This window comes from Clostridium pacaense, assembly GCF_020709765.2.
Classification (GTDB): Bacteria; Bacillota; Clostridia; order Lachnospirales; family Lachnospiraceae; genus Enterocloster; species Enterocloster hominis.
Genome location: NZ_JAJFEB020000006.1, coordinates 170,726 through 191,440, shown reverse-complemented (window position 1 = coordinate 191,440; position 20,715 = coordinate 170,726). Strand labels below are relative to the sequence as shown.

Below are 20,715 nucleotides of genomic sequence, written 5' to 3'. Positions count from 1 at the left end.
GATTGCTGAACCCGTTTCTGAATTCTGCCAAATTTTTGAACGGTTCAACAATTTGTTTAAATCCATTGTAATAAGCTTTAAACAAATTGTCAATATCTTTTTTAACTTTTTTGTGCACTTTTTTCTTTATCCTCTGTTAATCACTAACTTTTTTGCATGTTTTTCTATTTTTAGCCTTGTAAGCTTCAACAATTTGTGTTATAACCATAATGAACAGTGTTTCTGGTTCTGCCGAGTTTAGATGTGAAGGAGGTTGTTATGGATAATCATTACAAGTTTGAAGAATCCAAAGAAGTAATCACCCCGGCCCTGGTCTACTACCTGGACATCATTAAAGAAAACATTAAGAAGGCAGTGGACTTAGCCGGAGGCCCCGGATATCTGTGGCCTCATGTAAAGACCCACAAGATGGCCCAGATGGTCCGCCTTCAGATGGAAGCCGGCATAACCCGTTTCAAGTGTGCAACCATAGCGGAAGCAGAGATGGCCGCCGGCTGCGGCGCAGGCCATGTCCTGGTGGCATATCCTCTGGTAGGCCCTAATATAAGCCGTTTCATCCAACTGATGCAGGCATATCCCAAGGTCTGTTTCTGGGCAGTGGGTGACAATGAGGATCAGATACGCGCCCTTGGACAGCTGTGCTCAGAAGCCGGACTCAGGGCCAATGTACTGGTGGATGTGAATCTGGGCATGGACCGCACCGGCGTGCCTGTTAAGGATACAGAGGCATTCTTCATGGACTGCGCTTTGATGGACGGCGTCTCCATGATGGGCCTTCACTGCTATGACGGCCACCGTACCGAACACGACTTTACCCAGCGCAAGAAGGAAGCAGACACCAGCGCTGCCCAGATTAGGGACATCTGCAGGAACCTGTGTGAAAAGGGATATTCCTGCAAGACCCTGGTATTGGGCGGTTCCCCCTCCATGCCATGCTATGTGGATTTTCCCAGGACAGGGTATGAGGTGTATCTTTCCCCCGGCACCTATTTCGTCAACGACTATGGATATACAATGAAGTATCCGGACCTTGTATTCACTCCGGGTGCAGCCGTCATGACCAGGGTCATCAGCTGTCCGCTGAAGGGTCATTTCACACTGGACCTGGGATATAAGGGAATTGCCTCTGACCCGGAAGGGACCCGGGGCGTCATTGCCGGGATGGAACATGTCAGGGAACTGTTCCAGAGCGAGGAACATTGGGCCTTCTGTATGGAACCAGGATACGAAGACCAGTGCCCAAGGGTGGGGGATGAACTTTTCGTGGTGCCCACCCATATCTGCCCCACCAGCGCCCTGTATCCATCGGTACCGGTTGTGGAAAAGGGACATATCCTTGATACTTGGGAAGTAACAGCCAGAAACCGTAAAATAAACATTTGATTGAAAGGAAGTAATACTATGGCAAACGTATATGACAGATTAAACGAAAAAGGAATCACCCTTCCGGCGCCTCCGCCAAAGGGCGGTGTATATACACCTGTACAGGAATTCGGGACAAACCTTTTATACTGCTCCGGCTGCGGTCCGGACTTAGGGAACGGCAACACCGTGGTCGGCAAATTAGGAAAGGACCTTACGGTGGAGGAAGGACAGAAGGCTGCCTATAACTGCATGCTGAACCTTCTGGCAAACATTGAGGCCAAAACCGGCGACCTCAATAAGATTAAACGTTTTGTAAAGGTGCTGGGTTTTGTAAACAGCGCAGATGATTTCGTCCAGCAGCCCCAGGTGGTAAACGGCGCATCCAATCTGCTTGTCGACCTGTTCGGCGAGGAAGTGGGCTGCCCTGCCCGTTCCGCCATCGGTACCAATGCACTTCCAGGTGGGATTGCATGTGAAATCGAAGTCCTTCTGGAAGTGGAATAAGATTGAAAGCCAGGGACATGGGTTAAAAAGAAAAAGCTCCTGTATACGGGAAACACGGCTTTTTGCCGCCAATTTCCCCCACAGGAGCTTTTTAGTTTACATCCTAAGTTTTTTATTTTGAATTTTTTCTTTCAATGATTTCTTCTCATGACCGGAATGGCTTCTTCCAATGGATTGCATCCACACCGCATTCCTTCATACATTCCCCGCACTGGATACATTCCATATCCCCCACATTCTTAATATCCATCTTACAGGTCCGCACACACCTGCCGCAGCTGGTACAGGCGCCGTCATCTATCCTGACCCCCAGCATTGCCACCGGGGCAAACAGGGAATAAACCGCCCCAAGGGGACAGAGGAAACGGCAGAAGCTTCGGTAAATAAAACAGGCGCTGATAAGTATGGCGGCCATCACAAGCACTTTCCAGGAAAACAGCGCCCCCGCAAGGCTGCCCAGGGACTCATCCAGTAGCACCAGGGGGATACCTCCCTCCAGGGTTCCTGCGGGACATATGTATTTGCAGAACGCGGGCACCGGAAGCCTTGTGGCCATCTTAAACACAATGGGCAGCAGGATTACAAATACAATCAGGATCACATATTTCAGTTTCGATAAAATCCGGGTAACCCGGTTCTTCTTAAGCTTGGGGACGGGAATTTTATAGAGCAGCTCCTGCACAAGCCCAAAAGGACACAGGAAACCGCATATGGTCCTTCCCAGCGTGACCCCAAGTAGCAGCAGCACCCCCAGTATATAAAAGGGCATCTTCCGGTCCAATGCCGCCAGGGAATTCTGAAGCGTCCCCAACGGACATGAACCTACCGCCCCGGGGCATGAATAGCAGTTAAGGCCGGGCACGCATAGGCCCTTGGCCTTGCCCTGATAAATGGATACCTGGGCAAATCCCTTCAGGTTCAGGTTATATAGTAATGCAGAACAAAGCTGTATCAGCCGCCTTTTCATGGTCCTCATCCTTTCATCCGATTCCTATGCACTCCAGACACACCCGGATTGCCTTGTGCAGGGTGTCCTGATATCCGCCCTGGTACAATCCGGCGCACAGAAATACAACTCCCAGAAAAAGGAGCAGGACCGTTATTCGATTCTGTCTCGTCATATGCCTCATATGGGACAGTCCTCCCTTTCACGTGTCTTCCCTCTGTATCCTTATAGCCCCAGAGCCTCTTTATACCTGCCGTACATGGTATCTGCGTCGTATGCGCCGGTTGATACATGGGTAATCTTGCCATTGGCATCCAGGACCACGGTGTATGGGATGGAATTGGAGGGATAGAGCATGGTCACCTCATAGTCTTCATCCAGCACCACCGGGAAGGTATATCCGTATTCGTCCACAAAATCCTTCACCGTATCAGCATCATCCCCACAGTTCACCGCAATGATGCCTATCTCATCCCCAAAATCTTCTTTTAAGCGCTCAAAAGCAGGCATCTCCCTGACGCACGGCCCGCACCAGGTCGCCCAGAAATTAATGATGACCGGCTTTCCTTTCAGGTCTGAAAGCGAGATGCTGGAACCGTCAATCAGCTCCGCCGTGAAGTCAGGCGCCTTATTGCCTGCCTTTAAAGGCACACCCGGCTGGGCCTCGATTCCGCTGTCGCCCTCACCTTTGTCTGCCGCCTCACCAGCGTCTGCCTGGGCCTTGTCTGCCGCCGCCTCACCGGCGCCTTCCTGCTCCTTATCCGCCGCGCCCTGGCCTGTTCCCGCCTGCCCCTTATCTGCCGCGGCTTTACCGGCGCCCTGGGCATCATCTGCCTTGTCTTTGTCTGCCACAGCTTTACCAGTTCCCTGGGCATCATCTGCCTTGTCTTTATCTGCCGCAGCTTTACCAGTGCCCTGGACATCATCTGCCTTGTCTTTGTCTGCCGCAACATCCCCGGCCGCCCCGGCCGTCTGCGCAGCCGTTGTCTGTTCCGCGCCCTTGCCCGCAGGACTGCACCCCGCTGTCTGAAGGGCCATACATAAGGTCAGGGACAGCACTGCACCCATCCTGACCGCTGACTTCCTGTTCAATCTAAAATACGGTTTCCTCATCTACATTTCCTCCCATCATCCCAAACCGTTATCAGTTCCATCCGTCGATCCTGGTTCCGGTATCATGATCCGTGGTTTCCAGTGACAAAAAAAGCTCGGTCTTCCGGGCTTCCTTAGAAAATAATAAATCCCAGGCAATGGCTTTCATACCATTACCTGGAATTTACTCTATCATATTTATTATCTTCTGTCCACCCGGCATTGCGGGGGTTTTTATGAAAGTTTTATTAACCTTTCATGAAGCCGTCCCTCAGCCGTCCGGACTGATTCCCCGCTGCTCACTGTATACGGGTCACACCTCATCCACCACAGGGACAACTTCCCTCTCGCTGTAGTGATGGGCTTCTTCGAGCATCATATCCTTAACCTTCATAAGCCTTGTCTGGGAACTCCGCTCATTCTCATCCAGCTTCATGGTGATGTAGCGGATATTCTGCTGGGTCTCGGGAATCATCACATGCTCCAGGGCATTAACACGGCGGCGGGTCTTTTCAATCTCCGCTGCCATGAGCTGGCAGGACTTTTCACACTCGGCCAGGCGCAGCATATCCGGCAGAAGGTCTGCCAGGCTTTTCACCGCATCATCCAGATCGCTGGAGGTAAAGGCAAATCCATAGGAATAGATGTCATTGGGGTCTGAAGTCCTGGTCTTATACTTGAACACAGGAATCTCCACACTCATCACATTCCTTGTCTCGGATTCCAGATAAACCTCCTGCTTGGGAGCCATCAGGGCCACATTCAGGGCTTCGTCTGTCATGCCGGAGCGGGCCAGCACAAAATTCTGGTTGGCCGCCGCAATGCCTGCCTCTACCTTCTCACGAAGGGCTTTGTTCTCACGCACCAGGTCCAGGAACTGACGCATCAATTCATCCCGCTTATCCTTCAGGAGCTTGTGTCCCCTGATTGCTGTCGCCAGCTTTTTCTTGAGACGGGTAAGCTCCATACGGGTGGGATTCACATGTTTTGCACCCATGTTATGTCAACTTCCTTTCTGACTGCTGGTTATTTTGCATCGTAGTAAAGGTCAAGGAATTTGTCCTTGATACGTTTCAGCTCGCTCCTTGGAAGGATGCGCAGGAGCTTCCAGCCGATTTCCATGGTTTCCTCGATATCACGGTCAGCATAGTAGCCCTGGGATACGTATTCTTTTTCAAACTCATCAGCAAACTTGGCATACAGCTTATCCATGTCAGTCAGGGCTGCCTCGCCAAGGATTACCATCAGTTCCTTTGCATCCTTACCACGGGCATAGGCTGCAAACAGCTGGTTCATGACATCGGCATGGTCTGCCCTTGTCTTGCCTTCGCCGATACCTTTATCCTTCAGACGTGAAAGGGAAGGAAGTACGTCGATTGGCGGTGTTACGTTCTTGCGGTATAAGTCACGGCTCAGGATGATCTGTCCCTCTGTAATGTATCCCGTAAGGTCAGGAATCGGATGGGTCTTGTCATCCTCAGGCATGGTAAGGATCGGGATCATGGTGATGGAACCGCTCCTGCCCTTCTGGCGTCCGGCTCTCTCATACAGGGAAGCCAGGTCGGTGTACATGTATCCCGGATAACCGCGGCGGCCGGGAACTTCCTTACGCGCAGCGGAAATCTCACGCAGGGAATCTGCATAGTTCGTGATATCGGTCAGGATGACCAGCACGTGCATATTCTTCTCAAATGCCAGGTACTCTGCCGCGGTCAGCGCCATACGCGGTGTTGCGATACGCTCAACCGCAGGGTCATTGGCCAGGTTGATGAACATGACGCTTCTGTCGATGGCGCCTGTTTCACGGAAGCTCTCCATAAAGAAGTTGGCCTCCTCAAAGGTGATACCCATGGCCGCGAATACAACGGCGAAAGGCTCACTGGTACCGCGCACCTTTGCCTGACGCGCAATCTGTGCTGCCAGGTTGGCATGGGGCAGTCCGGATGCGGAGAAGATAGGAAGCTTCTGTCCGCGGACCAATGTATTCAGTCCGTCTATGGCAGAGACGCCGGTCTGGATGAATTCCTCAGGATAGCTTCTGGCTGCCGGATTCATGGGAAGGCCGTTGATATCCATACGCTTTTCAGGCAGGATGTCGGGGCCGCCGTCAATGGGCTTGCCCATGCCGTCAAACATACGGCTGAGCATATCCTCGGACACGCCCAGTTCCATGGTACGGCCTAAGAAACGCACCTTGCTGGAATCCAGGTTGATGCCGGTAGCCGCCTCATACAGCTGCACCATGGCGTTGCCGCCGTCTATCTCCAGGACCTTGCAGCGGCGTTTCTCGCCGTTTGCCAGCTCAATCTCACCCATCTCGTCATAGGTTACACCCTGTACGCCGCGGACCAGCATGATAGGACCTGCTACCTCTTCAATTGTTCTATATTCCTTGGGCATTAGAAGTCCTCCTTTCTGCTCAGCTCATCGCTCAGTTCTGCTTCCAGTGTCTTGATCACATCTGCATAAACGCTGTCAAGATCGGCTTCCTCGGTGTATTTGAAACGTCCGATAGCCTCACGCACCGGAAGGTTGACCAGACGCTCGATGTTCACACCCTGGCTTAATGCCTGGCCTGCTTTATCAAAATATGCCATCATAAGCATCATCATCATGTGCTGCTTCTTCAGGGATGTAAAGGTATCAATCTCATGGAACGCGTTCTGGTGCAGGAAGTCCTCACGGATGGAACGGGCTGCCTCCAGTTTCAGGCGGTCAGGTGCGGACAGGGCGTCCATACCAACCAGCTGTACGATTTCATTTAACTCAGACTCTTCCTGGAGCAGGCGCATGAGACGGGCGCGAAGCTCGGTCCAGTCGCTTTCCACCTCTGCGTTGAACCATTTTTCCATGGTGTCCACGTACAGGGAATAACTGGTCAGCCAGTTGATGGCCGGGAAATGTCTCTTGTATGCCAGGTCGGCATCCAGGCTCCAGAATACCTTGACGATACGCAGGGTTGCCTGTGTGACAGGCTCGGAAATATCGCCGCCCGCAGGGGATACCGCCCCGATTACGGAAAGCGCGCCCTCGCGGTTATCACTGCCCAAGGAAATCACGCGTCCCGCACGCTCATAGAACTGTGCCAGACGGGAACCCAGGTATGCGGGGTAACCTTCCTCACCGGGCATTTCCTCCAGACGGCCCGACATCTCACGGAGTGCCTCGGCCCAACGGGATGTGGAGTCTGCCATCAGGGCCACGGAATAACCCATGTCACGGAAATACTCTGCAATGGTGATACCTGTATAGATGGACGCCTCACGTGCCGCAACAGGCATATCCGAGGTATTGGCAATCAGGACCGTACGCTCCATCAGGGACTTGCCCGTCTTTGGATCCTTCAGTTCCGGGAACTCATTCAGAACGTCCGTCATCTCGTTGCCGCGCTCGCCGCAGCCGATGTAAACCACGATATCCGCATCAGCCCACTTTGCAAGCTGGTGCTGTACAACCGTCTTACCTGAACCGAATGGTCCGGGAACAGCCGCAACACCGCCCTTTGCGATTGGGAACAGACAGTCGATGACCCTCTGTCCTGTTACAAGGGGCATGTCAGGGGACAGCTTCCTCTGGTAAGGACGGCCCTTACGTACCGGCCATTTCTGCATCAGGCTGACAGGATGCTCCTGTCCCTTCTCATCGGTCACCACAGCAACCGTATCCGTAACCGTGTACTCGCCGCCGCTGATATAGGTCAGGGTGCCTTCGATGCCGACAGGGATCATGATCTTCTGCTGTACCACATCCGTCTCCTGTACCGTACCGATGATATCGCCGCTGCCCACCTTGTCGCCCACATTCACTGAAGGCACAAAGGTCCACTTCTTCTCACGCTTCAGGGAGGGAACCTCCACCCCGCGGTTCAACAGGTTGCCGCCTGTCTTCTCCATAATGGCATCCAGCGGACGCTGGATACCGTCATATATACTTCCAATCAGGCCAGGCCCCAGCTCAACGCTCATGGGCACGCCTGTGGATTCCACCGGCTCCCCTGGTCCCAGTCCGGAGGTTTCCTCGTAAACCTGGACCGAAGCCTTGTCGCCATGAATCTCTATGATTTCACCAATCAAACGCTGGTCGCTGACGCGGACAACGTCGAACATGTTGGCGTCGCGCATGCCCTCTGCGATAACCAGCGGACCTGCTACTTTTTTAATTACGCCTTTGCTCATCTTTTACCTCCTTGTCATGAGCGCTTACTGCCCATTAAATATTATATCAGAGCCAACTGCCTGCTCTACTGACTTCTTCACTGCCATGATTCCCTTGCCCGTATTGCCGGACACACCTGGGATCAGTATGATGGCCGGAAGGTCAGCTTCACGGAAGCGGTCAATCTCCGGTTCAACCTGGGCCGCAAGGGCTTCCGTGATATAAATCACGGCATATCCGCTTTCTCCCAGTTCCCTTAATTTCTTTCCTGCCACTACCGGGTCTGTCAGGGGAAATGGTTCCAGACCCAGGGCTGCGAAACCGTAGATACTGTCCCGGTCGCCCATCACTGCAATCTTATACATACATCTCCCTTACCCTTTCCCGGATGGACTCTTCGGGAAGATGGTTGAGTTTCCCGGAAAGTACGATCCGAACTGACTTAATCTCGTTCTCACGCGCCAGAATATAAGCTGCCAGCGGTCCAAGTCCGAATGGGCTGTACTGCTGGGGCTTGATCTTGCGGATCATCAGATTGTCGCACCACCGTTCAAAGGCTGAAGGTGAGCGGCGCAGTTCCTCTACCGCATCTGCATAGGTGGTGGATTCCAGGTAAATACCGATGGCATCCACTCCTTCTATGGCCGCCTGGGCCAGGCGTGTTATATCCAAGGTATCACAAGGCGCCAGCGCCTGTTCCAAAAATGCCCTGTCCTTACCGGTACGGGATGCCCGCACCGCTGTCTTTATATCTGCTGCTGCCACTGTCAGCTCCGCATAAAGCTTCAGGAACTCATTGCCGGATGATTTACCGGCATGATGAATCGCATCCAGGGCCGCTTTGTCGATGATGATATCGCAAAGCTGTCCGTCCTGGGTGTGGAGAAGTGCCTTATAGGCCTCTTCCGCCGGTGCCCTCATGGGTTCCGGAAGATTCTGGAATTCCCGGTTCTGTATGGAGTCGCGTATCAGCTTCACATCCACGGAGCCCTGGTCAATGTAGATTCCGGGATAGTCATGGCCTGTGCGTTCTGCCTTGACCGCCTCCTTGATGGCTGCCTTCAGGTTGTGGTAGTCGTTGCCGTACAGGAACACGTCAAATACGGACACGTCCTCCACCAGTTCTGAAATCAGTCCCCAGGTCTTTTCCCGCTCCAGGGCCAGAAGTTCCTCAGCACTTGCCGTGCTGTCGTCGCCCCAACCCTTTTCCATGAGAAGCTGGATACATTCATCGTAGTCTTTTGCAGCTGTCAGCTGATCTAAAAATGCGCCGGATAGCAGGGACAATTCTTTGGAACGGATACGGGCTACTGCATAAACATATTGTTTGTCTGCCATTTAAAAAGTTCCTCCGTTCATGAAAAAAGAATTTCCTGCACCTTATCCTGCAATAATTCGTGGGCTGAATCAAAGATTGCGTTGATGGAGCAGTTCTCCTCAATCCCGCCGTAGGTCAGCACAAATCCGGCATCAATATCCCTGGTGTCCTTGGAAATGTGCAGGGCCGCGTCCTTATCCTTTAACGCAGCATTAAGTCTGTCCTCAAACCCTTCAGGGACCCGGGCAAGGTCTTTTTCTGAAAACAGAAGCTCGCCCTTACCTTCCTGTGCGGATTTGACAGCCAGTTTAAGAATCATGTCGAAATAGGCATCCGTGTCCATTCCCTTGAGTTCCGCCTTCGCCTTCTCAATGGTGTCGCCGATCAGCTTCTGCTTCTCGGCCAGGATACTTCCGCGTTTCCTAAGGTCGGCAGCGGACTGCCCCCTCTCCAGGATGTTGGCAACGGACTGCCTGGAGCGCCTCTCAATGTCGGCGCACTCGCTTTCCGCTTCCTTACGGGCAGCTGCCAGGACCTTCTCCGCCTCATCCCTGGCCGCCGCTAAGGTGCGTGCCGCCGTTTCCTGGGATTCTTCTTTTATCTGGCTGATGATTTTATCTAATCCCGCCATGCGATGTTCTCCTTTCCTGAATCTCTCCTGATATCCGTACAATGCTTACGCATTAACGCCTGCAATACCAAAGATAGCAAGGATGGAGATCAGCAGTGCCAGGATGGCGTAGGTCTCAACCATGGCCGGGAAGATCATTGCCTTACCAAACTGGTCCGGCTTTTTAGCAACTAAACCGATACTTGCAACAGCGGCCTTGCCCTGCTTGATGGCGGAATATAAACCAACGAATGCCATTGGAAGGCAGGCTGCCAGGTATAAGAATCCCTTAGCTACGGAAATGTCGGAGCTTCCGCCCATGATACCGATCTGTGTCAGGGTGATGAAACCGATCAGCAGGCCATAGATACCCTGTGTACCAGGAAGCAGCTGTAATACCAGTACCTTACTGAACTTGTTGGGATCTTCTGTCACAACCCCTGCAGCAGCCTCACCTGCGATGCCAACTCCGATAGCAGATCCGATTCCTGCAAAAAGTGCCGCCAGAACAGCTCCTAATAACGCTAAAACAACTCCCATATTCTCCATAACTAAATGTCCTCCTTGACTTTATAATATTTAGTGTGAATGGCGAAGGGTTCAAATTTCCTTCCGCCTCCCTCATAAAACTTTCCGAAAAATTCCACAAACTGCAGACGGTTTGTATGGACATACGCGCCCAGTGCATTGATTGCCAGGTTCAGGCTGTGTCCGATCAGGAATACCAGGATGAATACGATTGCTCCCGGAATGTTCCCTCCCACCATGCTTCCCATCTTGTTGAATACGGTGGAGATGACGCTGGTGGCAAGACCCAGGGCCAGCAGACGGGAATAGGAAAGGATATCACTCAGATATGAGGTTACCCCATACGCCCCGTAAAGGCCTTTCAGGATACGCTTGAACCAGCTTCTTGATTCCCGCCCGCTGGTAAGTACAATGCCGATAAGGCCGATTACCGCCAGCACGGCTGCCACGGTTCCCGCTGCCGCCGGAAGGGTGAAGCTCAGGCCCAGCATGTCGGTAAACATGGACATGGTCAGCAGGTATACAATACCGCCGCCCACCAGCATATACCAGAACACGGCATCATATATACCGTCCATCAGGCTTCCGTTCTTAACGCAGGTATAGAATTTAATCCCAAGTCCTGTGAAAAGATGGATGATACCGATCAGGAATGCGAACACCAGCATCTTCATGGGCAGGCTTACCGGCTCAAACCAGATGGGCGCCAGCCTTATGTCCGGCCTGTTGAAGAATGTGGTTGCAATCACATTGACCGCATCCCCGAAAAAGCTTCCGAACATAAAGCCCCAGAACGCGGTGGAAATACCGCAGTACATGAACATTTTCATGAACTTCCTCATTCCGTCTTCCATGTTCTTAAACTTAGTCAGGCAGTACGCTGTTCCTGCAATCATGATAAGCCCGTAGGCCGCATCGGACAGCATCAGGCCAAAAAGCACATAATAGAAGCAGGCCACCACCATGGACGGGTCTATCTCGCCCTGGCCCGGAAGGCTGTAGCTCTCAATGACCCCCTCCACAGGCTCGGCGAACTTGTTGTTGCGCAGCACCACGGGCACGTCATCCTTTTCTTCCGGCTCGGAAAATTCAATTACCACCTCATACTTATCCTGAAGCAGCTTTTCAAGCTTGGGGGCTGCTTCCACTGAGACATATCCGGTGATGAGGAATACCCTCCTGGACTGTACCAGACCGTTTAACACCCCGTACTTCTCGGAACGCATGGTGTAGTAGTCCATAACAAACTTGATGGAGTCCCGGTCAGGCGCCATTTCGGCGATTGCCTTCTCCGCTCCTGCAATCTCAGCCTTTACCTTGGAAAGCTCCTCCTCCAGCTGCTGCTGCCGTTTGGCAGGCACCAGGGAGCTGAGGGGCGGTTTCACAAAATTAAGCTTCTTTAACGCGTCTTCCACTGCTTCCGCGTCCCCTTTGGCACACACAATGAAAAGACAGGTCTGTTCCTTGGATGAACTGACAATGTTAAGGTCAATTGTCTCAGCCCCCGGCGCAAGCACGCCCAGCTGTTCCCTCAGCTGTTCCAGGGAAATCTCTTCCTGGATGGAACCGATGAATGCCACGGATTTCTTCGTCCCTTTAAAATCAAGGGGCAGATCAAAGGACTTCCATGGCGCCAGTGCTTCCATCTGCTGCTCCAGCTTCGGGATGACGGCACTGTTCTCGCCAATCTGTTTTGCCAGTTCCTGTAAGCGGTAGGCTTTCTTCATGGTCTCGTCGTGCTGGCCTGCATTGGCCTCATATTGCTCCACGGTCAGGATTTCCCTGCCTGCGAACGAGTCCAGCATGCCCTTGTCTTCCGGCGCATATTTATCCAGAATACCGACGGCCTGTTCCGCTATGATGGCATTGCGTTCAAATACGGTTTTGGAAGACGTTACATCCATCTTCTGGAACATATCATCTTCCTGCAGCACATTGCTGATTTCAAGTACCCCTTGGCGCTGCAGAAGCTCAAGGGTGCCCTTGCGGTCCTTTTTCAGTCCGCAGATCAGCACTTTTTTCATGGGCACTACTGCCAACCCTAAGCGCCTCCTTCCTTGCCTTCCCACGATTCTTCATCATCGTGGGCTTTCCTTACCTTTCCACGATTCTTCCCATCGTGGGCTTTCCTTGCCTTTCCACGATTCTTCCCATCGTGGGCTTTCCTTACCTTTCCACGATTCTTCCCATCGTGGACTTTCATCACAGCAGTTCCGATAAGATGATCTTGACTGCCTGTTCCTGTTTCGCGGCCACGGCACTGCGCAGATGTTCCAGTTCCTTTACTTCCTCTGCTCCCGCAGCCTGCATCATCTGCTCACCCTGAGCCTTTGCGTCTTCTTCGGCCCGCGCCGCAGCTTCCCTGGCAGCACTTGTCATGTCTGCCTTTAACTGCACGCCCTGGGCCTTCGCCTCCGCCACAATTGCTTCCGCCTGTTTTACCGCGTCCTTTTCAGCTGCTTCGGCAGCTGCCTCTGCCTGCCGGATCGCATCAATTGTCTCCTGGGCCAATCCAAATCCCCCTTTCCTTCCCGGAATTCCTCCATGCTTATCTCCGGTATATGTAAATAGTCTGTGCAGATAAGCCTGTAGGAATACTATGGCAAATACGTTTCAACTATAAAATGACAAGTTAATAGTATTTGTCCACGCCTTTCCTATTATTTTTGTACAATATGAATAGATTATAACCCATGACTAAAAAATTATCAATCCACTTTCTTACTTTTTCATGAAAAATTTTTAGGATTTATAAAAATTTTTGTATATCGTACAAAAAACGTCAAAAGGCTTCCATATTCCTACCCATTCTGCACCTTTGGAATTGTTATAAAAATAACAATTCCTTATATCAAAATAGGCTGCAGGTCCAAGGGGCGATTGACCTCTCTGCTGCAGCCGCATTTGTTTTTATGATACCACCATTTTGCAGTTTTGCAAATAGTAAATTTTTAACATCTTATTAACACCATTTAATCCGATATGATCATGCGCTTCTTCCCGCCGCCGTTCATCAGGCTGTAATATGCAGGAAGCATCAGCAGTGACAATATGGTGGACGCGGTCAGGCCGCCGACGTTAACAAGCGCAAGTCCCTGGGTCGTGGAACCGCTGTCCCCCAGAGCCAGGGCCATGGGCACCATGGCCACCACCGTGGTCAGGGTAGTCATAAGAATAGGCCTCAGACGTGTGGCTCCTGCTTCCACAAGGGCCGTATTAAGGTCCATCTCCCTCCGGTACTGGTTCACCGTATCCACATACAGGATACCGTTATTAACAACTGTACCTACCAGCATCAAAAAGCCTAACAGCGACGTCATACTGATGGCGCTGTCCGCCAGCCACAGGAGACCGAAGGCGCCTATGAGGCAGAACGGTATGGTGGTCATTACCATGATGGAGAACTTAGGTGACTCAAACTGTGCCGCCATGACTACGAATACAAGGAAGATTGCCAGTCCAATGGCCTGGAACAGTGCGCTGAACTCAGTTGCCATGGATTCCTCCTGGGCATTCTGGGCAATGGACACCGTGCCGCCTACATTGGGCTTTATCACCTCATCCATCAGCTGGGTCTTTGTATTCTTATTGGAATTCTCCGTGTAGATGCCGCTTACCGTCACACGGTACTGCTTATCCTGTCGTGTGATGGATGCCGGGCTGTCCGCGAAACGGATCTGGGCCACATCGGTCAGGGCCACGGACTTGCCGCTTGGGGTCTGGAGTGTAACGCTCTCCACCTGGTCCAGGGAACGGTAACGGTCCCTGGGATACTCCACCTTAACGTCAATATCATCGCCATTGATGTTCAGGGTGGTGGGGGTCACGCCGCTTAACATGTTGTTCAGGGTGCCGCCGATCTGTGCCGGTGACAGGCCTGCTGCCCTGGCCTTGATGGGATTCACCGTAACCTTTACAACCGAGGCCGCATTCTCCAGGGAGGAGTGCACCTTGGTCAGTTCAGGCCGCTGGCTCAGCCTCTGGGCAATGTCATCGCTGACCGCTTTCAGGTCATCGTAGTTGGTGCTCTGGAGTTCAATGGTATAATCATTCTCAGAGCCCATCATGGCGCTGACCTGGGAGTAGGCTTCCACCGTTATGTTGGTATCGGAGATTCCTGCCAGCTGCTGTTTCCACAGCTTGACAACCTCATCCGTTTCCATCTTCCTGTCCTTTTTCAGATACACGGTCACGCTGGGGTCGGAACTCATGCTCAGGCCTGAGCTTCCCGCCATGGTGAAGTAGGATTCCACATCAGGCTGCTGGGAAATGATTTCCTCCACCTGCTTCATGATCCCATCCACCTTGTCAATCTTCATACCCGGCTTAACTTCCGCTGTAACGGTAATCTGGCCCTGGTCATCCTCAGCCATAAGCTCCATCCTTAAGAACCTGGCAAGGAAGAAGGAGAATAACAGCAGCAGTATGGACGCCAGCATGACAAGTCCGCGCTTTTTAAGAAGGCTTCTCATGATGGTCCTGTAAGCCGCCTGCATCTTCTCAACCGGTCTTGAGAACGGCGCTGTCTTCTTCTCAATCGGTTTGTATATCATGTAACATAAAGGCACAACCGTAATGGCGGATATCAGGGAGGCCGTCATACAGAATACGATGGTAAAGCCCAGAGGCCGGAACATCATACCTGTCATCCCGCCCAGCATGGCCAGGGGCAGGAACACCACGCAGGTGGTCAGTGTGGAACCGATGACCGACTGGTACACAACCCCTGTTCCGTTTAAGGCTGCCTTTGAAAATTCCCTGAAGCCCGTATCGTCCGTGGCCCTGAAACAGCTCTCCAGCACAACCGTGGAGTTATCCACCATCATACCGACGCCCAATACCAGGGCGCTCAGGGTGATTACGTTCAGGCTGAAGCCCATGAGCTGCATCAATATCAGCGAGGCCAGGATGGACACGGGAATGGAGCTTCCTACAATCAGCGAGGCCTTCAAATCCCCGAAGAACAGCCAGATAATGACCATGGAAATGATGATGGCCAGGACCATGGTCTCAATAACAGAGCTTAATGAGGACATGATGGAGTCCTTATCATCATTGACCACTGTAATCTGAAGGGTGGGGTCCAGCTTTGTCAGGTGGTCCACCACCTTGCTGACATCCTTTGATACGGTCAGGGTCGCCGCATCCTGCTGCTTGCTGACGGTCAGGGCCACGATATCCTCCGGTACCCCGTTCTCAGCCTTGTAACGCGCAATACTCTCAATATCGTCCGCGCCCATGTATATGTTAGCCACATCGCTTAAATAAACGGTCTGGCTTCCGCTTACCGTAAGGGGGATGTCATTGAGGCTTTCCATTGTCTCAAAGGGCTGCTCCGTGGACACGGCCAGCTTCTGGTCGCCCACCTCTGTGTTGCCTGCGGGGTATGTAAGGTCCGCGCCGGTGATATCGCCTGCAATGGAGTTCATGCTGACCCCGTACTGCTTCAGCTTCTCAGGCAGCAGCTCCACCTTAATGTACTTCTGCACGCCGCCTGCAAGGGATACTTCGGCCACAGAGGACAGTTTCTCAAACTCAGGCACGATATTGTTATTTACATAGTTATAAAGGTCATCGTCCTCACCATGGCTGACAGCCATGATTACGTTCGGTTTTAAGCTGGTGTTCAGTTCCAGCATGATCGGATCCTCCGCATCATCCGGAAGTTCCGTCTTTGCAAGGTCCATCTGCTTTTTAAGGTCATCGTAGGCAACGTTCATATCCGTGCCGTAATCGTATTTTAACATTACGATGGACGTATTCTCCCTTGATTGTGAGGAGATGGTATCCAGACCGCTCAGGGTACTGGCCCTGTCCTCAATGGGTTTTGTAACCAGCTCATTCACATCATCCGGGCTGGCCCCGGGATAGACAGTCATGACAATCATCATGGACATGTTCATATCCGGCATTAATTCCAACGGTGATTTCATCACAGAGGATAAACCGAACACAATCAGGCACAGGATTGCAAGAACCGTACTGACCGGTCTTTTTAAGACGAGTTTCGTTAAGCCCATTTTCCTGCCTCCTTCTACTGTGCTTCACTTGGGTCTGCGGCTGGACTTTCAGATTCACCTGTCTGGCTGTCCCCATTGGCTGCGCCTGTATCCAGGGTCACCTTCGTCCCTTCCTTAAGTTCGGAGGTCCATGTGGTGAGTACCATGTCATCCAGGGTAAGACCTGAGGTCACAACAATATTGTCCTTATCAAATATGCCTATTTCCACAGGGACCTCATGGATGATGGCCTGGGCCTGGTCGTATGTATAGACATATGCGTCCCCTGCCTTGTAGTATACGCAGTGGGTGGGAACCAGCATCACATTCCTGGCCGTTGCCGAGGGAACCTTAATCTCCACACTGGTTCCCGGCGCCATGGTTTCATTATCCTCCACGGAAGCCTTTACCTTAAACAGACCGATGGAAGCTTCTGCCATATTGTTAACCTCAATCACGCTGCCGCTGTACTGGGTTCCTTCTTTGGTCATTGTCACAGGTGTTCCTGTGCTCAGGTTGTTCTTCACCTTCTCAGTCACATAGAAGGTCACGTTATTGCCGCCATCCCCTGCGATTACGCACAGCTGACCTGAAGTTCCCACACTGTCATGGACTTCCACGTTCAGCTGTTCCACGCGCCCGCTGATGGGGGATGTGACATGGCTGAATTCCATCTGGTTGTCATAGCCGATCTTGGCAGCCTCATACTGGAGGCGCTTTGCCTCAGCCGCGGTCTGATATCCCTCGAATTCCTTGTCAGATACAAAACCTGATGCATGAAGGGGCGCCATGCGGTTTAACGTGGAAACAGCGTCATCCCATGCAACCTTGGCGGTATCCATGGCGTTCTTGGCTGATGCCACCTGCTTTGTATCAATCTCCACAAGTACCTGGCCGGCTGCGATTGTATCTCCTGCCTTAACGTTCACTGCTGTCACGTCACCGCCAGCCTTTGGATATATGTATACAATATCCGCGGGTTCAATGGTGCCTACCAGGTCCGTTGTCAGTTCAATATCTCCCATGAACGGGGTCTGAGCCGTGACTACCGGATCCGGGGTGGGGGCAACAGGCTCTTCCTTCTTCACAATGCGGGCAATCAGGATCACTGCTATGATCACAATAATGATTCCCCAGATAATGCGCGTCTTTGCCTTTTTCATCTTCTCCTCTTTCCTTTCATATCCTTTATTATTTTGAGATGCATGATAACGTTAGAAAAAAACAAGGGAAATGGGCGTCTGCCGCCAGCGCCCTTCCCCATATAAGCCCTCTTTATATATAGACCAACCATCTAGTATTTTAGACAGTCACACCCATTTTTGTCTAACACCAAAATACGGATAATTAACAACCTATGGTTGTTAATTATAAAATTTTTTCAGATATTTTATAAAATTTTCAAATCTCTTCTCATTCTCTTTACGCCATATCACAATTATATTGGCGCTGACCTGGTTTTCCTCATTGGGAAGGGGGAACAGTTTCAGGCGGTCCCCGTAATTATGGTAGAACTCCTTAAAGCCGATATGAATCCCTTCATTCGCTATCAATGCCAGTTCAAGGCTGTTGACATTTTCGAAAAACCGGGCTTTCTGAAGGATATGTTCCTGCCTTGACAGCAGTTCGAACAGCTGCATCTCCGCGCCTGCAAAAAAATTCTTATACAGGCAGAGCATGGTTTCCCCCTTAAAATCTTCTATGGTTATTTTTTCCTTTTCTGCCAGAGGATTCTTCCTGGACAGCACATAGTACAACGGGAGTTTTCCAATACACAGCACACCGAACCGCTCCTTCAGCTGTTCATGGGTGGGAAGGAAACTGACCGTCAGCATCAGGTCCGGATTGCCGTTTGTCATATCCTTGATGCTGGTAAATTCATTTATCTCAAATTCCGTGTCGGGATCGATGGCCATATAATCGGCCAGAAGGTTCCCCGCCTTCTCAATGATACCGTTCATCCCCACCACTGCCAGGTTGATCCTGCTTTTTGCCCGCTCCCCTTCTTCCCTGGCCATATCCACGGAATCCTTGATTTCCGCCGGGATGTCCTTCCACCTCCACAGCAGCAGCTCGCCGCTTCTTGTAAGGCGCACATCCCTTGTGGTCCTGTCAAACAGGCGCAGCTCCAGCTCCTTTTCCAGGGAGGCGATTTGCCTGCTTAAGCCCTGCTGTGAGATATAGAGCCGGCTGGCTGCCTCGGTAAAGTTAAGGGTCTTGGCTGCTTCCAGGAAACACTCTATCTGATGGATGGTCATAAGCCGTCCTCCTGCGCATTCCTGCCGGCCCCATATAATCCGAACCCATAAAATCCCTTCCGCTCCAACGGCCACTTTGGCATCTCCAGGCGCACGGTCTTATATGGATTGACAATCTGGCAGACCACAAGATTGCCGAACATATCAATATACATCCCTGCGTCCAGCCCGGACAATCCCGCCCGTTCCGTGAGGAACGCAAACATCTGCTCCACGGCCCGGCCGCAGGCCTCATCCACGGTCTCCCTGGAGGAAATCACGATCCACCGGTCCGCCAGTTCCACCAGCGGCCATGTAAGGTCCAGCGATTTCAACACATCCACCCGCACCGTGACCCTTCCTCCAATCTCCACACCGCAGTTGCCGCATTCCCCATCTCCCATGATGGCATGCAGGTCCCCCATGGCCAGAAGCGCGCCCGGCACATTCACAGGCAGGTAGAGGACCGCGCCAGGGGCAATGCTGGTACAGTCCATGTTGCCGCCGTGGTCCTTGGCGGTCAGGGTGCTTTCCTCCCCATGGCCCGGCGCGGTTCCGATGACCCCAATCATGGGACGGACCGGGATTTCCAGTTCCCCATAGGATATCTTCCCACCCTTTACAGGCAGGCGCCGGATCACATACTCTGGGAAATGTTCCTTAAGCGCGCCTCCTGTGGGTCCTTTGTCCAGGATTCCCACCTGGTCCAGCTCCATGTCCTGTATCTCCACCAGGAGCATGTCGCCGGGACATGCATCTTCTATATATATGGGTCCTGTGGCCGGATTGGCCAGTCCATGGTCCACATGGGCAAAATCCGAACCTTCCGGGAGGAGCTGGCCCATATGGCAGTCATATGTCTCAAATACAACGGTATCCCCGGCCTTAACCCGGCACACAGGCCGGTGGTCCGGGGAGAATGTATGGATTGCATGTGTTTTTTCTATATAATGGTTCATATTGCACCTTCTTCTTTTTCTGCACGGCTGCCTTCCCCATCTTCCTTCGCAGTCCCGGGAACAGCGGTCCCGGCCTTTCGGATGGTCATGACAGCGGACGGGTCAAGGGCATCCCTGAGCGCGTCCCCCACAAAGTTAATGGCAACCACCAGGATGACAATCAAAAGACCCGGAGGCAGCCACAGCCACGGCTGTTTTGTCAGCACGGTCATTGACTGGGCGCTGTTCAACATGTTGCCCAGGCTGGCTGCCGGGGGCTGTACCCCCATGCCGAGGAAACTCAGGGACGCCTCGTCCAGCATGGACAGCGCCATGACCGAGGTGGCGTATACCAGGATGGGGGCCACTGTGTTGGGCAGGATATCGGAAAAAAGGATATGCCGCACCGGCATGCCTGCCACAATACTGCTCTTCACGAAATTGGTTTCCCGCAGGCTTAATACATTGCCCCTGACCAGACGGGCTATGCCCGGCCAGTCCACAAACCCAAGTATCAGTATGATGCTCCACAGACCCGGTTCAAAGATGGCCGCCGCCACCAGCACCAGAAGGATATAGGGAAATGACATCACCATATCCGTAAACCGCATGATGGCTATGTCCAGCCACCCGCCAAAGTAACCGCCTAACAGCCCCAGGATCACACCGATGGCAGTGGAGATAGCGGTTGCCAGGACGCCCACCAGAAGGGAGATACGGGTAGCGTAGAGCAGGCGGCTTAACATATCCCGCCCAATCTGGTCCGTGCCCAGGATAAACTTAAGGCTGGGCGCCGCCCCAAAGGGACCTGCTATCTCTTCCGGGTCATAGGGCGCTATGACGGGGGCCAGTATGGCCGCCGTACAGATCACAGCCAGCACTGCCAGGCTCACACAGGCCAGGCGGTGGTGGCGGAACCTGCGCCACACGGTCTGCCAGTAATTTTCTCTTCCTATATCTTCATATGTCGTAACTCTGTCTTTGTCCATTTTATCTCTATCCTACTCCTGTCATAACGGTACA

20 protein-coding genes are annotated in these 20,715 nt (G+C 52.4%); 2 read left to right on the top strand and 18 right to left on the bottom strand.

Features of this window, described 5'->3' with window-relative positions:
- The first annotated feature begins 258 nt into the window (after window positions 1-258).
- Together LK536_RS42345 and LK536_RS42340 are read left to right on the top strand one after the other, a co-directional pair.
- Complete coding sequence (locus tag LK536_RS42345) at window positions 259-1,383, top strand: D-TA family PLP-dependent enzyme (RefSeq protein ID WP_227794445.1); 1,125 nt, start codon at window positions 259-261, stop codon at window positions 1,381-1,383.
- Between the two features lie 18 nt (window positions 1,384-1,401).
- Entirely contained in the window at window positions 1,402-1,869 is a 468-nt protein-coding gene (locus tag LK536_RS42340; protein ID WP_008724598.1) for a RidA family protein, read from the top strand.
- A gap of 145 nt (window positions 1,870-2,014) precedes the next feature.
- On the opposite strand, the gene LK536_RS42335 is transcribed toward LK536_RS42340, so the two are convergent.
- The 18 genes from LK536_RS42335 to LK536_RS42250 all read right to left on the bottom strand — a co-directional run bounded on the left by LK536_RS42335 (window position 2,015) and on the right by LK536_RS42250 (window position 20,681).
- Window positions 2,015-2,836 (bottom strand): 4Fe-4S binding protein, encoded by an 822-nt coding sequence (locus LK536_RS42335; protein ID WP_025484040.1) that lies wholly within the window; start codon window positions 2,834-2,836, stop codon window positions 2,015-2,017.
- A 13-nt stretch (window positions 2,837-2,849) separates the two neighbouring features.
- A complete protein-coding gene (locus LK536_RS42330) occupies window positions 2,850-2,999 on the bottom strand; it encodes a CD1871A family CXXC motif-containing protein (RefSeq protein ID WP_008724594.1) in 150 nt (49 codons plus the stop codon).
- A 41-nt stretch (window positions 3,000-3,040) separates the two neighbouring features.
- Window positions 3,041-3,928 (bottom strand): TlpA family protein disulfide reductase, encoded by an 888-nt coding sequence (locus tag LK536_RS42325; RefSeq protein WP_227794446.1) that lies wholly within the window; start codon window positions 3,926-3,928, stop codon window positions 3,041-3,043.
- 292 nt (window positions 3,929-4,220) lie between these two features.
- Window positions 4,221-4,904 (bottom strand): V-type ATP synthase subunit D, encoded by a 684-nt coding sequence (locus LK536_RS42320; protein ID WP_007861605.1) that lies wholly within the window; start codon window positions 4,902-4,904, stop codon window positions 4,221-4,223.
- 29 nt (window positions 4,905-4,933) lie between these two features.
- A complete protein-coding gene (locus LK536_RS42315; protein ID WP_227794447.1) occupies window positions 4,934-6,307 on the bottom strand; it encodes a V-type ATP synthase subunit B in 1,374 nt (457 codons plus the stop codon).
- The gene (locus tag LK536_RS42310; RefSeq protein ID WP_008724587.1) at window positions 6,307-8,082 is read right to left on the bottom strand and encodes a V-type ATP synthase subunit A; all 1,776 of its coding nucleotides are present in this window, start codon (window positions 8,080-8,082) and stop codon (window positions 6,307-6,309) included. The genes LK536_RS42315 and LK536_RS42310 overlap by 1 nt, the downstream gene beginning before the upstream one ends.
- Window positions 8,083-8,106: 24 nt before the next feature.
- Entirely contained in the window at window positions 8,107-8,427 is a 321-nt protein-coding gene (locus LK536_RS42305; RefSeq protein WP_008724585.1) for a V-type ATP synthase subunit F, read from the bottom strand.
- Window positions 8,420-9,400 (bottom strand): V-type ATPase subunit, encoded by a 981-nt coding sequence (locus LK536_RS42300; RefSeq protein ID WP_008724584.1) that lies wholly within the window; start codon window positions 9,398-9,400, stop codon window positions 8,420-8,422. Before LK536_RS42300 ends, LK536_RS42305 begins: the two co-directional genes overlap by 8 nt.
- A gap of 17 nt (window positions 9,401-9,417) precedes the next feature.
- The gene (locus LK536_RS42295) at window positions 9,418-10,011 is read right to left on the bottom strand and encodes a V-type ATP synthase subunit E (protein ID WP_008724581.1); all 594 of its coding nucleotides are present in this window, start codon (window positions 10,009-10,011) and stop codon (window positions 9,418-9,420) included.
- Between the two features lie 45 nt (window positions 10,012-10,056).
- Window positions 10,057-10,539, bottom strand: a complete 483-nt coding sequence (locus LK536_RS42290; RefSeq protein ID WP_008724579.1) for a V-type ATP synthase subunit K — start codon at window positions 10,537-10,539, stop codon at window positions 10,057-10,059.
- 2 nt (window positions 10,540-10,541) lie between these two features.
- Complete coding sequence (locus tag LK536_RS42285) at window positions 10,542-12,548, bottom strand: V-type ATP synthase subunit I (RefSeq protein ID WP_227794761.1); 2,007 nt, start codon at window positions 12,546-12,548, stop codon at window positions 10,542-10,544.
- An 11-nt stretch (window positions 12,549-12,559) separates the two neighbouring features.
- Window positions 12,560-12,724, bottom strand: coding sequence for a hypothetical protein (locus LK536_RS42280; RefSeq protein ID WP_506092142.1), 165 nt, complete (start codon window positions 12,722-12,724; stop codon window positions 12,560-12,562).
- Window positions 12,721-13,029, bottom strand: coding sequence for a hypothetical protein (locus LK536_RS42275; RefSeq protein WP_025484045.1), 309 nt, complete (start codon window positions 13,027-13,029; stop codon window positions 12,721-12,723). The genes LK536_RS42280 and LK536_RS42275 overlap by 4 nt, the downstream gene beginning before the upstream one ends.
- Window positions 13,030-13,490: 461 nt before the next feature.
- On the bottom strand, window positions 13,491-16,538 hold the full coding sequence (locus LK536_RS42270) for an efflux RND transporter permease subunit (protein WP_227794448.1): 3,048 nt from the start codon (window positions 16,536-16,538) through the stop codon (window positions 13,491-13,493).
- A 14-nt stretch (window positions 16,539-16,552) separates the two neighbouring features.
- Window positions 16,553-17,680 carry an efflux RND transporter periplasmic adaptor subunit gene (locus tag LK536_RS42265; RefSeq protein WP_008724546.1) on the bottom strand — a complete coding sequence of 376 codons (1,128 nt, stop codon included), beginning with the start codon at window positions 17,678-17,680 and terminating at the stop codon, window positions 16,553-16,555.
- Window positions 17,681-17,881: 201 nt separating this feature from the next.
- Window positions 17,882-18,775: a LysR family transcriptional regulator gene (locus tag LK536_RS42260; protein ID WP_227794449.1), complete on the bottom strand. Its 894-nt coding sequence runs from the start codon at window positions 18,773-18,775 to the stop codon at window positions 17,882-17,884.
- Window positions 18,772-19,713, bottom strand: a complete 942-nt coding sequence (locus LK536_RS42255; protein ID WP_227794450.1) for an acetamidase/formamidase family protein — start codon at window positions 19,711-19,713, stop codon at window positions 18,772-18,774. Before LK536_RS42255 ends, LK536_RS42260 begins: the two co-directional genes overlap by 4 nt.
- On the bottom strand, window positions 19,710-20,681 hold the full coding sequence (locus LK536_RS42250; protein ID WP_008724542.1) for an ABC transporter permease: 972 nt from the start codon (window positions 20,679-20,681) through the stop codon (window positions 19,710-19,712). The genes LK536_RS42255 and LK536_RS42250 overlap by 4 nt, the downstream gene beginning before the upstream one ends.
- Window positions 20,682-20,715: the final 34 nt, after the last annotated feature.

Excerpts from the sequence above, each read along its gene's own strand:
- LK536_RS42310 (WP_008724587.1), bottom strand. The coding sequence starts at position 8,082 with ATGAGCAAAGGCGTAATTAAAAAAGTAGCAGGTCCGCTGGTTATCGCA.
- LK536_RS42315 (WP_227794447.1), bottom strand. The coding sequence starts at position 6,307 with ATGCCCAAGGAATATAGAACAATTGAAGAGGTAGCAGGTCCTATCATG.
- LK536_RS42265 (WP_008724546.1), bottom strand. The coding sequence starts at position 17,680 with ATGAAAAAGGCAAAGACGCGCATTATCTGGGGAATCATTATTGTGATC.
- LK536_RS42270 (WP_227794448.1), bottom strand. The coding sequence starts at position 16,538 with ATGGGCTTAACGAAACTCGTCTTAAAAAGACCGGTCAGTACGGTTCTT.
- LK536_RS42300 (WP_008724584.1), bottom strand. The coding sequence starts at position 9,400 with ATGGCAGACAAACAATATGTTTATGCAGTAGCCCGTATCCGTTCCAAA.
- LK536_RS42330 (WP_008724594.1), bottom strand. The coding sequence starts at position 2,999 with ATGAGGCATATGACGAGACAGAATCGAATAACGGTCCTGCTCCTTTTT.
- LK536_RS42335 (WP_025484040.1), bottom strand. The coding sequence starts at position 2,836 with ATGAAAAGGCGGCTGATACAGCTTTGTTCTGCATTACTATATAACCTG.
- LK536_RS42295 (WP_008724581.1), bottom strand. The coding sequence starts at position 10,011 with ATGGCGGGATTAGATAAAATCATCAGCCAGATAAAAGAAGAATCCCAG.
- LK536_RS42325 (WP_227794446.1), bottom strand. The coding sequence starts at position 3,928 with ATGAGGAAACCGTATTTTAGATTGAACAGGAAGTCAGCGGTCAGGATG.
- LK536_RS42250 (WP_008724542.1), bottom strand. The coding sequence starts at position 20,681 with ATGGACAAAGACAGAGTTACGACATATGAAGATATAGGAAGAGAAAAT.
- LK536_RS42340 (WP_008724598.1), top strand. The coding sequence starts at position 1,402 with ATGGCAAACGTATATGACAGATTAAACGAAAAAGGAATCACCCTTCCG.
- LK536_RS42290 (WP_008724579.1), bottom strand. The coding sequence starts at position 10,539 with ATGGAGAATATGGGAGTTGTTTTAGCGTTATTAGGAGCTGTTCTGGCG.
- LK536_RS42255 (WP_227794450.1), bottom strand. The coding sequence starts at position 19,713 with ATGAACCATTATATAGAAAAAACACATGCAATCCATACATTCTCCCCG.
- LK536_RS42305 (WP_008724585.1), bottom strand. The coding sequence starts at position 8,427 with ATGTATAAGATTGCAGTGATGGGCGACCGGGACAGTATCTACGGTTTC.
- LK536_RS42260 (WP_227794449.1), bottom strand. The coding sequence starts at position 18,775 with ATGACCATCCATCAGATAGAGTGTTTCCTGGAAGCAGCCAAGACCCTT.
- LK536_RS42345 (WP_227794445.1), top strand. The coding sequence starts at position 259 with ATGGATAATCATTACAAGTTTGAAGAATCCAAAGAAGTAATCACCCCG.
- LK536_RS42320 (WP_007861605.1), bottom strand. The coding sequence starts at position 4,904 with ATGGGTGCAAAACATGTGAATCCCACCCGTATGGAGCTTACCCGTCTC.